This is a genomic window from Pseudofrankia coriaricola (assembly GCF_001854805.1).
Lineage (GTDB): Bacteria > Actinomycetota > Actinomycetes > Frankiales > Frankiaceae > Pseudofrankia.
In genome coordinates, this window is the sequence record NZ_MBLO01000072.1 from 15,919 (window position 1) to 31,195 (window position 15,277).

Genomic DNA, 15,277 nt, shown 5'->3' on the forward strand with positions numbered 1-15,277 from the left:
GCACGGACCCGGATCCGGGAGGAGGAACCGTGGACGAGCTCGGATCGACCGCGCTGCGGTCGTCGCCGGTCGCGCTGCGCGGCAGGATCGGGCAGCTGCGCGACCGGGCCTCCGGACGGCACTCGCCGCTCCGCCGGCTCGACTGGGTGCTGATGGGCGCCGTGCTGGCGTTGTCCGTGCTCGGCGCGCTGCTCGTCTGGTCCGCGACCCGTCAGCGGCTCGCGGACGCCGGCGCCGACCCGAACGACTTCCTCAAGCGCCACCTGCTGAACCTGGCGATCGGCCTCGTGCTCGCCACGGGGGCGATGCTGCTCGACTACCGGCTGCTGCGTGCCTATGCCCCGTTCGTCTACCTGGGCTCGTTGGTAGGGCTGGTCGCTGTGCTCCTCGTCGGCAGCACGATCAACGGCGCGCACTCGTGGATCGTGCTGCCCGCCGGCTTCCAGCTGCAGCCGTCGGAGTTCGCCAAGGTCGCGCTGATCGTCGGCGTGGCGATGATCCTCGGCGAGAAACGCGACAGCCGCGAAGGAGTGCGCTCGACGCGCCCCGGTGACGTCGACGTGATCGTCGTCCTCACGCTCACGCTGGTGCCGATCGGCCTGATCATGCTGCAGCCGGACTTCGGCACCGTGATGGTGCTGGTCTTCGTCATCCTCGGCATGCTGGCCGTCAGCGGCGCGCCACGGCGCTGGGTGCTCGGGCTGCTGCTCGGCGGCGTCCTGTTCGGTGCGGCGATCCTGCAGTTCCACCTGCTCAAGCCCTACCAGGAGGCACGGCTCACCTCGTTCGTCTCGGCCGACGCGGCCAGCAACTCGACCACCGGGTACAACGTCGACCAGGCCAAGACGGCGATCGCCAACGGCGGGATCTTCGGCCGCGGCCTGCTGCACGGCCAGCAGACCCAGGGGCAGTTCGTGCCCGAGCAGCAGACCGACTTCGTGTTCACCGTCGCCGGCGAGGAACTCGGCTTCGTCGGTGCCGGCGGGGTGCTGGCCGCGCTCGGGGTGGTGCTGTGGCGGGCGCTGTCCATCGCCAAGGACTCCGACGACTCCTTCGGCGCGCTGGTCGGCACCGGGGTGGTGTGCTGGTTCGCGTTCCAGGCGTTCGTCAACGTCGGGATGACGTTGGGCATCATGCCGGTTACGGGCCTTCCGCTGCCGTTCGTCTCCTACGGCGGCTCGGCGATGTTCGCGAACATGCTGGCCGTGGGCCTGCTGCAGAACGTGCGGCTCAGGTCGCGCACAGACCCGTACGCGCTGTGACATTGGTTCGCTCCGTCCGGACGGCGCGCTCCGGCCCCTTACTCGCTTCGCTCCCAAGGGACCTCCGCGCGCCGTCCTCCTGCGCTCACGGGCGCTCCGGCGACCTCCGCTGCGGCCCAACCACGTTCGCTTCGCTCCGTGGCTGGGCCTCCGCGGAGGCGCGCCTCCGCGCCAGCACGGTTGCGTGCCGCTTGAACGCCGCCGACCCCACCCAGCCTCGGACTGGTGACGTACAGCGGTACGCGACCGAGCTGGGCGCGGAGGCGCACCTCGCGGAGGCCCACCTACGAGCGAAGCGAACGTAGGGGGGCCGCAGCGAGGTCGCCGGAGCGCCCGTGAGCGGAGGAGGACACGGCGCGGAGGTCCCTTGGGAGCGAAGCGAGTAAGGGGCCGGAGCGCCGTGCCCGGACGGAGCGAACCGGCATCAACCTTCCCGCCCAACCCCAGTCCAGCCCCTGTCGTGCCCCCGATCCAGCTCTTGGGCCGGAGCGCGCCGTCCAGAAATCTTGCGTGAGGGCTTGGGTAGGCTTGCTCGCATGTCTGGTCAGTCGGTGTTCCCGCGTCTGGAGCCACTGCTGCCCAGGGTTCGCAAACCTGTGCAGTACGTCGGCGGCGAGGGAAACTCCACCGTCAAGCCCTGGGAGTCCGCCGCCGTCCGCTGGTGCCTGATGTACCCGGACGCCTACGAGGTCGGCCTGCCCAACCAGGGGCTGCAGATCCTCTACGAGGTCCTCAACGAGCAGCCGGACGTGCTCGCCGAGCGCGCCTACGCGGTGCTGCCGGATCTGGAGGCGCTGCTGCGCGAGCACGGTGTGCCCCAGTTCACCGTCGACGCCCACCGCCCGGTCGGTGACTTCGACGTCCTCGGCGTCAGCTTCGCCACCGAGCTCGGCTACACCAACCTGCTCACCGCGCTCGACCTCGCCGGCATCCCGTTGCGCGCCGCCGACCGCGCCGACGAGCACCCGCTGGTGATCGCCGGCGGCCACGCCGCGTTCAACCCGGAGCCCGTCACCGACTTCATCGACGCCGCCGTCCTCGGTGACGGCGAGCAGGCCGTCCTCGACATCACCGACGTGATCCGCGCGTTCAGGGCGGCGGGCTCGCCGGGCGGCCGCGCGGAGCTGCTCGCCCGGCTCGCCCGCCGGCGCCTCGTCTACGTGCCCGCGTTCTTCGACGTCACCTACGGCGAGGACGGCGCGATCGTCGCTGTCACCGCCAACCGGGATGATGTCCCGGCTCGCCCGGTGAAGCACACGCTGTCCGACCTGGACTCGTGGCCGTACCCGAAGACACCGCTGGTGCCGCTCGCGGAGACCGTGCACGAGCGGATGAGCGTGGAGATCTTCCGCGGCTGCACCCGCGGCTGTCGGTTCTGCCAGGCCGGGATGATCACCAGGCCGGTCCGGGAGCGTTCGATCGACACGATCGGCGCGATGGTCGACGCGGGCCTGTCGGCCTCCGGCTTCTCCGAGGTCGGGCTGCTGTCACTGTCGAGCGCCGACCACAGTGAGATCGGCGAGATCGCGACCCAGCTCGCCGACCGCTACGAGGGCACCAACACCTCACTGTCGCTGCCGTCCACCCGGGTCGACGCGTTCAACGTGACGCTGGCCAACGAGTTCTCCCGCAACGGCCGGCGTAGTGGGCTCACCTTCGCCCCCGAGGGCGGTTCGGAGCGTCTTCGCAAGGTCATCAACAAGATGGTCAGCGAGGAGGATCTGATCCGCACCGTCAGCACCGCGTACGCGCAGGGCTGGCGACAGGTGAAGCTCTACTTCATGTGCGGTCTGCCGACCGAGACCGACGAGGATGTGCTCGGCATCGCCAAGCTCGCCCGCGAGGTGATCAGGGCCGGCCGCAAGGCCAGCGGGCATCGCGACATCCGCTGCACGGTCTCCATCGGCGGGTTCGTGCCCAAGTCGCACACCCCGTTCCAGTGGGCCGGCCAGGCCTCCTGGGAGGTCACCGACCACCGGCTCAAGCTGCTGCGCGACACCGTCCGCGCCGACCGGGAGATCGCCCGCGCCGTCGGGTTCCGCTACCACGACGGCCGGCCGGGGATCATCGAGGGCCTGCTCGCCCGCGGCGACCGCCGCGTGGGCCGGGTGATCGAACGGGTGTGGCGCGAGGGCGGGCGCTTCGACGGCTGGAGCGAGCACTTCTCCTTCGAGCGCTGGGAGCGCGCGGCGGCCGCCGAGCTCGAGCCGCTGGGCGTCTCGCTGGACTGGTTCACCACCCGGGAGCGCCCCGAACGCGAGGTGCTGCCCTGGGACCACCTCGACGCGGGCCTCGACCGCGACTGGCTGTGGTCGGACTGGCAGGACGCGCTGCGCGCGTCCGAGCTCGACGACTGCCGGTGGACGCCCTGCTACGACTGCGGTGTCTGCCCGACGATGGGCTCGCAGATCGAGATCGGCCCGACGCGCCGCACCCTGCTGCCGCTGACCCCGGTGCCGTCGCTGCCCGCGCGGGCAGCGACGGGCGCGACGACGTCGGCTTCCGCGACGGCCGCGACAGCGACGGCGGCGACGGGGCAGGAGAAGGCGCGTGCCGCCGCGGCGCCCTGACGGCCCGCCGCCGCCACCGCCGGTCGCGCGGGTGCGGTTGCGGTTCGCGAAGCGCGGCCGGCTGCGCTTCCTCTCCCAGCTCGACCTTGCGCGGTCCTTCGAGCGCGGGCTGCGCCGCGCGCGGGTGCCGATCGCCTTCTCAGCCGGGTTCAGCCCGCACCCGAAGGTCTCCTGGGTCGGTGGGGTGCCCACCGGGGCGGCCAGCGAGGCCGAGTACGTCGAGCTCGCGCTCGCCGAGGACGTCGACCCGGAGGCGTTGCGGGTGGCGTTGGACGCGGCGCTGCCGCCCGGGTTCGACCTGCTCGCCTGCGTGCCGGCGGAGGGCGGGCCGCTGGCCGGACGGATCGAGGCGTCCCGCTGGAGCGTGCGCGTGCCGGGTGTGCCGGCCGAGGACGTCTCCCGCGCGCTGGACGCGCTGCTGGCTCGGGAAAGTCTCGAGGTCGAGCGCAGGACCAAGTCCGGCCGCGCCCTCGTCGACGTGCGGCGAGCGGTGATCTGCGGCGTTTGCCGTGCGTCGGCTCACGACTGTGCGATACTGGATGTGGTCGTGCGGCATACGACGCCCGCTGTGCGACCAGACGACGTGCTGACCGCCCTTGGCGTGGTTGCCGTCCCGCCGCTGACGTTTCCGGTCCCGCCGGAGCCAACCAGGCTCGAGCAGGGACTGATCCGGGTGGACGGGACGCTGGCGGACCCATTGGCCGCCCCCTCCGGGGCGCCGAACCGAAGCGAGACGGACCGGCTGGCAGGTCGACTCACAGCTTGATGCAGGGCGTCGCAGGATTACGGCGGTTCGTCCGCCGGACTAGACAGCGGCTTCTGCGCGGCCGCGACTGCCTGTGGCAGCGCGCCCGGGAGCCCGGAGGCTTTATATCCCGTGCCCGACGACACTCAGATTCCCAGCGACGACAACCAGACGGCACCGACGGCGGAAGAATCCGCCGCCGCGCCTCGACGCCGCCGCTCGGCCGGCCGGCCCGCCGGTCCTCCCAGCGAATCATCCGCCGCGCTGCCCTTCGAGCAGCCTCCCGACGACCTGGCGCCACCCGCCGTCGACGGGGCTCCGATCGACCTGAACGCGGCCGACACTCCGATCGTTCTGAACCAGGTCGACACTCCGGTCATTCTGGACGCCACCGGCACGGACCCGGTGGAGGCGGAACCAGCTGGGGAGGACGAGCTCGACCCGCCAGCCGGGACGGACGTGCCAGCCCCGGCCGACGAGGCCGAGCCGCCGGTGCCGGTGCCGGTAAGCGAGCCCGCCCAGGCCATGACCGAGGTGGTCACGGCCGAGGCCGTTCCCGCCTCGGCCGCCGCCGCGCCTACCGCCGCCGTGCCGGCGGACGGCGCGCCCGTTGACATCGACCCGACCGCGGAGACGGCTCCCGCCGAGACGCGCCGCCGGCCGCGCGCGCGCCGGGCGGTCCGGGCCGTACTCACACCCCTCGCGCCTCTCGCGTCGCCCGAGTCGACGGCCTCCGCTCCCGTTGCCGCCGAGTCGCCGGCGGCCGAGGCCGGTGCGCCGGCCGGGGGCGAGCCGCTCGGCGAGGCCGCGCCCGCCGAGACGGAGGCGGCCCTCGAGGCGCCAGTCCGGCGGCGGGCCCGTTCCGCCCGCCGGGCCACGTCGGCGCCGTCCGAGCCGTCCGCGGTGACGCCCTCTGAGGCCACGTCGCCCGCGGTGGACGAGCCGCCCGCGGCTGTGGACCAGTCCGTCGAGACGGTGAAGATTTCCGAGCCAGCGGCCGAGACGGCCGCCGAGACCGAGACGCCTGCCGAGACCGAGACGCCCACGGCGCCTCCCAGGACGCGGCGCCGCGCCGCCAGCCGGCGCGCCCGTGCCGTCGAGGAGACCGTGGCGGGCGAGGCTGCTCAGGCCGAGCCGCCGACTGAGGCCGAGGCGCCCACGGCTGAGGCAAGCACGGCTGAGGCAAGCACCGCGGAGGCAAGCACCGCGGAGGCGCCCCCCGTCGGGACGCTGGCCGTCGAGGCGTCCACAGACGCGGGCGACGCCTCCCAGTCATCCGCCCCGAAGTGGAGCGTCGGGTCCACCTTCTCGGCCGGTTTCGACACCCAGGTGTCCACACCTCGTGTGGCTCGCCGGCCAGTGACGGCGGTGACCTTCCAGGCCCCCGACCTGGCCGCGCGCGAGCCGACGGCCCCCCGGGGCCGCGATCGCGATCGTGACTGGGATCGGGACCACCCCCGCGACGCGGAGGAGCGCCCCGACCGGGCTGCGCCGGCCGCGGCCGTGAAGGAGACCGGGGAGTCCCCGGAGGCCAGCGAAGAGCTCCCCGTGGTCGAGACCGCGCAGGCCCAGGAGCCCGAGGCCGCCGACATCGAGTCGGGCCTGGAGGACGCCGACGTGGCCGGCACCCGCCGTCGCCGTCGCGGCCGCCGTGGCCGGGGCCGGACGCGCGGCGAGGAGGACGGTTTCGAGGCCGGCGAGGCCGGCGAGGCCGGTGCGGAGCAGTCGGCCGCGGACGAGGACGAGGCCGAGGACGACGAGCCTGACGAGGCCGACGAGCAGCTCGCCACCGACGCCGACGAGGAGGACGAGGAGGACGATCGGACCGGCTCGCGCCGCCGTCGCCGTCGCCGTCGCCGGGCCACGACGTCGGGAGACGAGGCATCCTCCCCGGATGACCCGCCGAACACGGTCGTCCACGTCCGCGAGACGCGCCGCGACGACGACCTCGTCCGCGGGGTCAGCGGGTCGACCAGGCTCGAGGCCAAGCGGCAGCGCCGCCGGGAGGGCCGGGACGTCGGGCGGCGCCGGCCGCCGATCGTCACCGAGGCGGAGTTCCTCGCCCGCCGTGAGTCGGTCGAGCGCCGGATGCTGGTGCGCCACGCCGGCGACCGCACCCAGATCGCCGTGCTCGAGGACGGTGTCCTCGTGGAGCACTTCGTCACCAGGGCCAGCTCCTCCTCATACGCCGGCAACGTCTACCTCGGCCGGGTACAGAACGTGCTGGCCAGCATGGAGGCGGCCTTCGTCGACATCGGCAAGGGCCGCAACGCCGTCCTCTACGCCGGCGAGGTCAACTACGACGCTTCCGGGCTGGAGGGCAGGCCGCGCAAGATCGAGCAGGTGCTCAAGCCGGGCCAGTCTGTGCTCGTCCAGGTCTCCAAGGACCCGATCGGGCACAAGGGCGCCCGGCTGACCAGCCAGGTCAGCCTGCCCGGCCGCTACCTCGTGTACGTGCCGGACGGGCAGAGCGCCGGGATCAGCCGCAAGCTGCCGGACACCGAGCGCTCCCGGCTCAAGAGCATCCTCAAGAAGATCACCCCCGAGGATGGCGGCGTGATTGTGCGGACGGCCGCCGAGGGCGCGAGCGAGCAGGAGCTCGAGCGTGACGTCGAGCGCCTCGCGGCCCAGTGGGAGGACATCGCCCGCAAGGCGCAGAAGGCCAGCGCCCCGGCGCTGCTCTACGGCGAGCCGGACCTGGTCGTCCGGGTGATCCGCGACATCTTCAACGAGGACTTCACCGAGCTGCTCGTACAGGGCTCGGGCGAGGCCGAGACCATCGAGAGCTACGTCGACATGGTCGCGCCGGACCTGCGTACCCGGGTCCGCAGGCACGTCGGGACGACCGATCTGTTCACCGAGTACCGCGTCGACGAGCAGCTGGCCAAGGCGCTGGACCGCAAGGTGTGGCTGCCCTCCGGCGGCTCGCTGGTGATCGACCGGACCGAGGCCATGACGGTCGTCGACGTCAACACCGGCAAGTTCACCGGCAAGGGCGGCAACCTCGAGGAGACCGTCACCAAGAACAACCTCGAGGCCGCCGAGGAGATCGTCCGCCAGCTGCGGCTGCGTGACATCGGCGGGATCATCGTCATCGACTTCATCGACATGGTCCTGGAGAGCAACCGCGAGCTGGTGCTGCGCCGGCTCACCGAGTGCCTCGGCCGGGACCGCACCCGCCACCAGGTCGCCGAGGTGACCAGCCTCGGCCTGGTCCAGATGACTCGCAAGCGGGTCGGCCAGGGCCTCCTGGAGGCTTACAGCGAGTCCTGCGCGCACTGCAACGGGCGTGGCGTGCTCATCCATCTCGACGGTTACCATGCGCCGGCGGCGTCCTTGCCGGTGCCGGCGCCCCCGGCCCGTCGTGCCGGGCGCCGCGGCTCCGTCGCGGCGGTGCCGCTCGCGGGCTCCGAACAGCTGAGCGAGGGCGAGGGCGACCGGGCGGTCCCCGAGCATGCCTCCTCGATGGGAGGAACCCTGGAGGCCACGGGTCTGGCTGACGGCCACACCGGCGCCACCGGGCCGGGCGCCGGCGCGCCCGAGACTGCGGGAGGCACCGAGGCCGGCGCCGCGCGCGAGAGCGGCCGCCGCTCCCGGCGGGCCCGCCGGGCCACGACCCAGATCATCGCCGCGGACGTGGTGGCGCCGGAGCCGGCGGCCACCCAGGCAGCGGAGGCGGAGCCGGCCGGGACAGAGCCGGCGGCGGCGCCGGCGAACGGGGCCGCGGCCGGCACCGGCTGGCCGGACACGATCCCGACCGGGACCGGCGAGGACCACGCCCTCCAGACGCCCGCCGGCGAACCAGGCGGCGTGGGCTGGCCGACGAACGGCCCGGCGTATGCCCAGGGCCACCAGAACGGTGGCGCTCAGAACGGTGGCGCTCCCACGGGCGCCGCCATCGGGGAGCCGGAGCACGCCGCGTCGGGGGGCCCGACGGTGTTCGCCAACTCGGCCGACCCCGACAGCATCATCGGCGAAGCGGGCTCGGCGGGCGCCGGCCGTGGCCGCCGGCCGCGGCGGGCATCCCGCCCGGTGGCGAAGCCGGCGGAGTCCGTCGAGGCGACCGTCTCGGCCGACTGAGGCCGGCGCTTCGCGCCAGCCACAGGCCGGGTTTGGCTAGGCCGCGTGGCGGTGGTTGTCGGTGGTGGCCGGCGCGTCCGGCCGTCGGCGGGTGGGCGGCTCGTCGTGGCCGGCGGGCCCGGGGTCCCGCGGGTCGTGAACGCCGGTGGGCGCCCCGTTCGCAGCCGTCCTGTCGTGGTCGTGGCCGGCCAGCGCGGAACGGCCGGCTTCGGCGAGTAGCTGGTCCAGGGCTACCCGTGAGCGGCGCAGCGCGCCGTCCACGGCGTCCCTGGCCAGGTCATGGTTGCCGAGCTGCAGCGCGTAGGTCGCGACGACGAGCGTCTGCACCAGGTCGTCCTGGTCACCGAGGCGCGCGGCCGCCTCGGTGCGCCGGGCGGCCGCGCTCGCCGCCGCCAGGCGCGCCGTCAGCGCCCGCCCGTGCAGCGTCGCCCAGCAGGCCACCGGAACCGCCATGAGGGCGACCAGCGCGACCGCGCCCGCCACCCAGGTTGCCGTTTCCCACTCCATCTCGGTCATCCCCGGCCGCCCTCCCGCCCCCGCCGGATATCTCCGTCGCCAGGTCCATCGTTCCCCGGCGGCCGGGGCGGTGACCATGACACGTCCGGATCACCCTCAGGTGATCCCGCCCTAGGTAAGGAGTCACCCGCCTGTGCCGACGGGTGCACCCATCCGGGCTGGCTATCAACGGAAAGTAGTCATGCTGGCCCTGACCGGCAGGTCCTGGTGGCCGCGAGTCGGCCAGCCGTCGCCCTGGGCGGAGACGGGCGCGGCCACCGGGCGTAAACGAGCCGGTGCCGGTCAGCACCTTTCGCCATCGGGCCTGTAGGGTGGAGCGACACGGGGTAGGTTTGGTGCCCACTCCGGACGGGCGTAGGCCAGTCAGCGCCGCGCGGGCCACACGGGCGACTCCACATGGGAGATCCGAGGCGGTCGCGTGGTCGCTGTTGCCGGGGGCGTACGGGCGCGGGGCACCTTGAGGAGATGAGCTCGCGCGGCGGCTTTCGAGGTGCGCGTGGGCCACAGGAGCAGGGAGAACTGGTGTACGCGGTCGTTGCCAGCGGCGGCAAGCAGCACAGGGTCGCCGTCGGCGATGTGGTTGACGTCGAGCTTCTCCCCGGTAAGCCGGGCGTGGCCGTGAACCTTCCGGCACTGCTGCTTATCGATGGCGAGTCGGTCACCACCGACAAGGATGCGCTCGCGTCCGTCGAGGTGACCGCCGAGGTCGTCGGCGTCGTCAAGGGTCCGAAGATCCGGATCCACAAGTTCAAGAACAAGACCGGCTACCACAAGCGGCAGGGTCACCGCCAGAAGCTGACCCGGCTGAAGGTCACCGGCATCGAGACCAAAGAGGCCTGAGCGAGATGGCGCACAAGAAGGGCGCGAGCTCCTCGCGCAACGGTCGTGACTCCAACGCCCAGCGGCTGGGCGTGAAGCGATTCGGTGGCCAGTATGTGAAGGCCGGCGAGATCCTCGTCCGCCAGCGCGGCACCCACTTCCACCCGGGCGATCTCGTCGGCCGGGGCAAGGACGACACCCTGTTCGCGCTCGCCGAGGGGCACGTCCAGTTCGGCACCCGCCGCGGTCGCCGCGTCATAAACGTGCTCGCCCTGGAGACTGCCGCCGCCTGACGCGGTCGGGCTCACCCTGTTCGCCGAGCTTCGCTCGGCTTCCCGGGTGACCTCGTCAGAGATGCCTGCTCCGGGGGGCCGTTCCCCCAGCTGTCCGCTGGCGCGGCCAGCTGGGGCCCCTGCGCCCGGACCCCCGGTGTCGGGCTTCGCTCGACCTTCTTGGGGCGACAGATGCAGGCCAATACCGAAGCCGCGCCGGGCTGGTGTCAGGAGCCCGGGTGCGGTCTTCGTCATGTTCGCGGTCCATACGAACTCTGCACTGGCATGACAACCCCTAGAGGGCCAAAGGGTGTGCGAAAATGATCTTCCTTCGCACACCCGGCGGCCGTTGTCCCCAGGATCACTAAGGGCAGAGCCCAGTAATCGAGAGGCCAGGTCTGTGCCCACATTCGTCGACCGGGTGGTTCTGCACGCCGCCGCCGGGGACGGCGGGCATGGCTGCGCGTCGATCCACCGGGAGAAGTACAAGCCGCTCGGCGGGCCCGACGGGGGCAACGGCGGCCGAGGCGGCGACATCAGGCTGATCGTCGACCCCAGCGTTACCACGCTGCTCGACTTTCACTTCCACCCCCACCGCCGTGCCACCAGCGGCCGGCCGGGGCAGGGCTCCAACAAGAGCGGCGCCGACGGCGAGGACCTCGTTCTCCCGGTCCCCGACGGCACCGTCGTGCTCACCCCGGACGGCGAGGAGATCGTCGACCTGGTCGGCGCCGGCAGCACGTATGTGCTCGCCGGCGGCGGGCGCGGCGGGCGGGGCAACGCGGCGCTCGCGTCCGCCCGGCGCAAGGCGCCGGGGTTCGCGGAACTGGGCGAGCCGGGGGAGAACCTCGACGCCGTCCTGGAACTGAAGTCGGTCGCGGACGCCGCGCTCGTCGGTTACCCGAGTGCCGGCAAGTCGTCGCTGGTCTCGGTGCTGAGCGCGGCCAAGCCGAAGATTGCCGACTACCCGTTCACGACGCTGGTGCCGAACCTCGGCGTCGCGCAGGCGGGCGACCTGCCGCCCTACACCGTCGCCGACGTTCCCGGCCTGATCCCCGGCGCGAGCCAGGGCCGCGGCCTGGGGCTGGAGTTCCTCCGTCACATCGAGCGCTGCTCGGTGATCGTGCATGTCCTGGACTGCGCGACGCTGGAGTCCGACCGAGACCCGCTGTCGGACCTGGACGTGATCGAGAGCGAGCTGGCGGCCTACTCGGCGGATCTCGCGGACCGGCCCCGCATCGTGGTCCTCAACAAGATCGACGTTCCGGACGCCCGGGATCTAGCCGAGCTGGTCACACCCGACCTGCGCGCGCGTGGGCTCGAGGTGTTCTCGATCAGTACCGCGACCCGGGAGGGCGTGCGGCAGCTGACGCTGTACCTCGCCGGGATGATCGCCGAGCACCGGCGCTCGTCGCCGGTGGCATCGGCGACGCGGATCGTGCTGCGCCCGCGCGCGGTCGACGAGCCCGACTTCTCGGTACGCGCCGTCGGCGACGGATTCGTCGTCACCGGCGCGAAGCCCCTGCGCTGGATCCGCCAGACCGACTTCACCAACGACGAGGCGATCGGTTTCCTCGCCGACCGGCTGGCCCGGCTCGGTGTCGAGGCCGAGCTCGCCCGGCTCGGCGCCGAGCCGGGAGCCGAGGTCACCATCGGCGACGTCACGTTCGACTGGGAGCCGACGCTGTCTGGCCGCGGGGCGCTCGCCGACTACGCGACGGCCCGCGCGGACGAGGAGACCGCGAGCGTCGCGACCGTCGGCGGTACCGCCGGCCGCGGGCGCGTGACCGAGCCCCTGCTCGGCCCGCGTGGCAGCGACGACCGGATGCGCGCCTCGGTCCGGCTGACCCGCGGCGAGCGGATGACTCGCCGCGCTCGGCGGCTGGCCGACCGGGACGGAGCGGACACCGCCTTCGAGGACGCCCAGGACGGTGTCGTCGTGGACGAGGACGGCGTGGTCACCCACACGGACGCGCGGGACGAGGGCTGGGACGACGGTGTCTGGCACGACGGCCAGGACCCGGACGACGCGGATCTGGACGACGCGGATCTGGACGACGAGGACGCGGACGGCACCGATACGACGAACGGACCCGTCGTCGTCTGGGCCGGCCGCGACGGCGACGGCGCGGACGCCTCCTGGGACGACGACAAGAACGAGAGCGAGGACGGCGGCCAGCCGGCCGGCGCCCGGCGCGGCGGGGCGGGGGACGAGGGGTAGGCGTGCGTTCGTTCGTTGAGCACGCGCAACGGGTCGTCGTCAAGGTCGGGTCGTCGTCGCTGACGACCGCCTCCGGCGGGCTGGACGCGGCCCGGCTGGAGGCGCTCGTCGCGGCCGTGCGCCCACTCGCGGGGCGACGGCTGGTGCTGGTGAGCTCCGGCGCGATCGCTGCCGGGCTCGCCCCGCTGGGGCTCTCGCGCCGGCCGCGCGACCTCGCCACCCTGCAGGCCGCGGCGAGCGTCGGGCAGAGCGCGCTGGTCCACCAGTACGCGGAGGCGTTCCGGCGCTCGGACCACCAGGTCGGCCAGGTGCTGCTCACCGCGACCGACGTCATCCGGCGCACCCATTACCGCAACGCCCGCACGGCGCTCGACCGGCTGCTGGAGCTCGGCATCGTCCCGATCATCAACGAGAACGACGCCGTCGCCACCCAGGAGATCCGCTTCGGCGACAACGACCGTCTCGCGGCGATCGTCTCCCATCTCGTCTCCGCCGACCTGCTGGTGCTGCTGTCCGACGTCGACGGCGTCTATGACGCGAACCCGCGGCTGGGCCCGGCGAACCTGGTGCGCGACGTTCGGTCGGACGCCGACCTGGACGGGCTGACCGTCAAGGGCACCGGCACGGCCGGCGTCGGTACCGGCGGGATGGCGACGAAGATCGACGCGGCCCGGATGGCCGCGTCCGGCGGGGTGACCACGATCGTCACGTCGGCGGCGCTCGCTGCCCAGGCGCTGGCCGGCGAGGAGGTCGGCACGGTCTTCCACCCGACCGGCCCGCGCCGCGCGTCCCGCCTGCTCTGGCTGCAGCACGCGACCGCTCCTCAGGGCCGGCTGCACCTGGACGCGGGCGCGGTCGCCGCGGTCGTCGGCCGCCGGGCGTCGTTGCTGCCCGCGGGCCTGACCGCCGTCGACGGCGACTTCTCCGCCGGCGACCCGGTCGACCTCGTCGACCCGTCAGGTCGCCCGGTGGCGCGTGGCCTCGTCGCCTTCGACGCGGCGGAGCTTCCCACCATGCTCGGCCGCGGCACCGCCGAACTGGCCGCCGACCTCGGCCCCAGCTACGAGCGCGAGGTCGTCCACCGCGACGACTTGGTCCTCCTCCTGCGCGCGCGTTGACCGCGGGCAAAACAAAGGCCCGCCGAAGCGGGCCTGGACCCAGCTACCTAGATCCCTGGGGGGTACAGACAGCGTAGCTGGTAGGTGCCCAGCTGTGTCCGACGCCCGGGTCAGGTGGTCGTGTCGACGGTGCTGCCGTTCGGGCCCTTGTGGACCTGGATCTGGGTGGGGATGCGGAGGCGGAGGTCGGCCACGTGGCTGACGACGCCTACCAGGCGGCCGCCGGAGCGGAGCTCGTCGAGGACGTTCATGACCTCGTCGAGGCTGTCGGGGTCGAGGGTGCCGAAACCCTCGTCGATGAACAGCGCGTCGATCGAGTGGCCGCCGGACTCGGCGCTGACGACGTCGGCAAGCCCCAGCGCCAGCGAGAGGGCGGCCTGGAACGTCTCGCCGCCGGACAGGGTCGCCGTCGGGCGGGAGCGGCCGGTCCAGGCGTCCTCGACGAGCAGGCCGAGGCCGGCCCGCCGCCGCCGGTCGCGGCGCTCGCCGGCGTCGTGGACGAGCGTGTAGCGCCCGCCGCTCATTGCCGAAAGCCGCCGGCTCGCCGCCTGCGCGACCTCCTCCAGCCGCGCCGCCAGTACATAGCTCGACAGCGGCATGCCGTGCAGGTTGCCGCCACGGCCGGCAGCGAGGTCGGCGAGCGCGCGTAGCTGGTCCGCCGTGGCCCTGCGCGGCGCCAGCGCCGCGTGCGTCGCGACGTATTCCTGAGCGAGGGCATCGAGCCGGCGGGTCCGCTCGGCCGCCGTCGCCGCGGCGGCCAGCGCCTCCTCGTGCGCCCGCCTCGCGTCCTCGGCGGCGTGCTCGTGGTCCTCGACCGCGGTCGGCGCGTCGTCGGCGATCCCGGCCAGCTCCGGGGCGTCCAACCGGGACTGGATCCTGACCCGTTCCTCCTGGTGAGCCTGGATGCGCGCCTGGGCGTCGGCCAGCCAGCTCGCCTCGCGGACGGCGGCCAGGGCCGCCGCCGGGTCGGCGAAACCCGCCTCCGTCGCGGCGGCGATCGCTGTGGACTCGGCCCGCCGGGACTCGTCGGCCGCCCGGACGGCCGCGAGCACGGCCGCTCGTGTCGTCTCGCACCTGCCGGCGAACGCCGCGACGGCGGCGACCCGCGCCGCGAGCTGGGCCGGGTCGCGCAGCGCGTCCGGCACCGCCATCAGCGCCCTCGCGGCCCGTTCCCGCGCCGCGGCGGCGCGCAGCCCAGCCTCGCGCTCAGCGGTCCGATGGGCCGCGAGACCCGCGTGCGCCGAGGTCTCGGCGCGCGCGAGCCGGGCGAGCTCCGCCTCGGCCGGGGCCAGGTCCGCCGCCGCCGCCGCGGCCTCGCCAGCGGACGCGGCGAACGCACGCGCCACCGCCGCCAGCTCGGCGGCGCCGCGCTCGGTGGGCGTCGGATGGCCGGCGCCTTCGCCGCTGCCTACGCTGGCACCGCCATGCCCGACGGCCCCGGCGGAGGCGCCGCCGGGGCCGGGGAGAGCGGCGGGGCCGGCGAGCAGCACCTCCTCGTCGAGCAGGCTGCCGCGCAGCTCGCCCAGCAGCTCCCGGACCGGGTCGACGGCGGTGTCGTCCGTGCTCGTCGCCTTGTGGCCGTCGGCGGCGCCCGTGGTGTTCGTGCTCCCGCTGGCCGCGTGGTCGTCGCCGGCGGGATCGTCGTCAGCCGGGCCGCCGCCGGCTGCGTGGTCG

Annotated in this window: 10 protein-coding genes; 8 read left to right on the forward strand and 2 right to left on the reverse strand. The window is 73.7% G+C overall.

Annotated features, from left to right (window positions below; genetic code table 11):
* Positions 1 to 29 precede the first annotated feature (29 nt).
* From rodA to BCD48_RS12960, 4 genes are all read left to right on the forward strand, one after another.
* The gene (gene rodA / locus BCD48_RS12945) at positions 30 to 1,262 is read left to right on the forward strand and encodes a rod shape-determining protein RodA (RefSeq protein ID WP_071048611.1); all 1,233 of its coding nucleotides are present in this window, start codon (positions 30 to 32) and stop codon (positions 1,260 to 1,262) included.
* 536 nt (positions 1,263 to 1,798) lie between these two features.
* Positions 1,799 to 3,832 carry a TIGR03960 family B12-binding radical SAM protein gene (locus BCD48_RS12950; RefSeq protein WP_071048612.1) on the forward strand — a complete coding sequence of 678 codons (2,034 nt, stop codon included), beginning with the start codon at positions 1,799 to 1,801 and terminating at the stop codon, positions 3,830 to 3,832.
* Positions 3,813 to 4,598, forward strand: a complete 786-nt coding sequence (locus BCD48_RS12955; protein WP_071048613.1) for a TIGR03936 family radical SAM-associated protein — start codon at positions 3,813 to 3,815, stop codon at positions 4,596 to 4,598. The genes BCD48_RS12950 and BCD48_RS12955 overlap by 20 nt, the downstream gene beginning before the upstream one ends.
* Positions 4,599 to 4,709: 111 nt before the next feature.
* The gene (locus BCD48_RS12960) at positions 4,710 to 8,657 is read left to right on the forward strand and encodes an Rne/Rng family ribonuclease (protein WP_083418557.1); all 3,948 of its coding nucleotides are present in this window, start codon (positions 4,710 to 4,712) and stop codon (positions 8,655 to 8,657) included.
* 36 nt (positions 8,658 to 8,693) lie between these two features.
* On the opposite strand, the gene BCD48_RS12965 is transcribed toward BCD48_RS12960, so the two are convergent.
* Positions 8,694 to 9,173, reverse strand: a complete 480-nt coding sequence (locus BCD48_RS12965) for a hypothetical protein (protein ID WP_071048614.1) — start codon at positions 9,171 to 9,173, stop codon at positions 8,694 to 8,696.
* Between the two features lie 522 nt (positions 9,174 to 9,695).
* Here BCD48_RS12965 and rplU point away from each other — a divergent pair.
* From rplU to proB, 4 genes are all read left to right on the forward strand, one after another.
* Complete coding sequence (rplU, locus tag BCD48_RS12970) at positions 9,696 to 10,013, forward strand: 50S ribosomal protein L21 (RefSeq protein WP_071048615.1); 318 nt, start codon at positions 9,696 to 9,698, stop codon at positions 10,011 to 10,013.
* 5 nt (positions 10,014 to 10,018) lie between these two features.
* Positions 10,019 to 10,285 carry a 50S ribosomal protein L27 gene (gene rpmA, locus BCD48_RS12975; protein WP_071048616.1) on the forward strand — a complete coding sequence of 89 codons (267 nt, stop codon included), beginning with the start codon at positions 10,019 to 10,021 and terminating at the stop codon, positions 10,283 to 10,285.
* A gap of 379 nt (positions 10,286 to 10,664) precedes the next feature.
* Positions 10,665 to 12,485, forward strand: a complete 1,821-nt coding sequence (gene obgE, locus BCD48_RS48995) for a GTPase ObgE (RefSeq protein ID WP_116271501.1) — start codon at positions 10,665 to 10,667, stop codon at positions 12,483 to 12,485.
* Between the two features lie 2 nt (positions 12,486 to 12,487).
* Complete coding sequence (proB, locus tag BCD48_RS49000; protein ID WP_071048617.1) at positions 12,488 to 13,603, forward strand: glutamate 5-kinase; 1,116 nt, start codon at positions 12,488 to 12,490, stop codon at positions 13,601 to 13,603.
* Between the two features lie 110 nt (positions 13,604 to 13,713).
* On the opposite strand, the gene BCD48_RS12990 is transcribed toward proB, so the two are convergent.
* The coding region (locus BCD48_RS12990) for an SbcC/MukB-like Walker B domain-containing protein (protein ID WP_274536520.1) at positions 13,714 to 15,277 on the reverse strand (1,564 nt) is incomplete at its 5' end.

What these genes read in the sequence shown, in the direction of transcription:
- BCD48_RS12950 (WP_071048612.1), top strand. Translation starts at nt 1,799, where the DNA reads ATGTCTGGTCAGTCGGTGTTCCCGCGTCTGGAGCCACTGCTGCCCAGG.
- rpmA (WP_071048616.1), top strand. Translation starts at nt 10,019, where the DNA reads ATGGCGCACAAGAAGGGCGCGAGCTCCTCGCGCAACGGTCGTGACTCC.
- BCD48_RS12965 (WP_071048614.1), bottom strand. Translation starts at nt 9,173, where the DNA reads ATGACCGAGATGGAGTGGGAAACGGCAACCTGGGTGGCGGGCGCGGTC.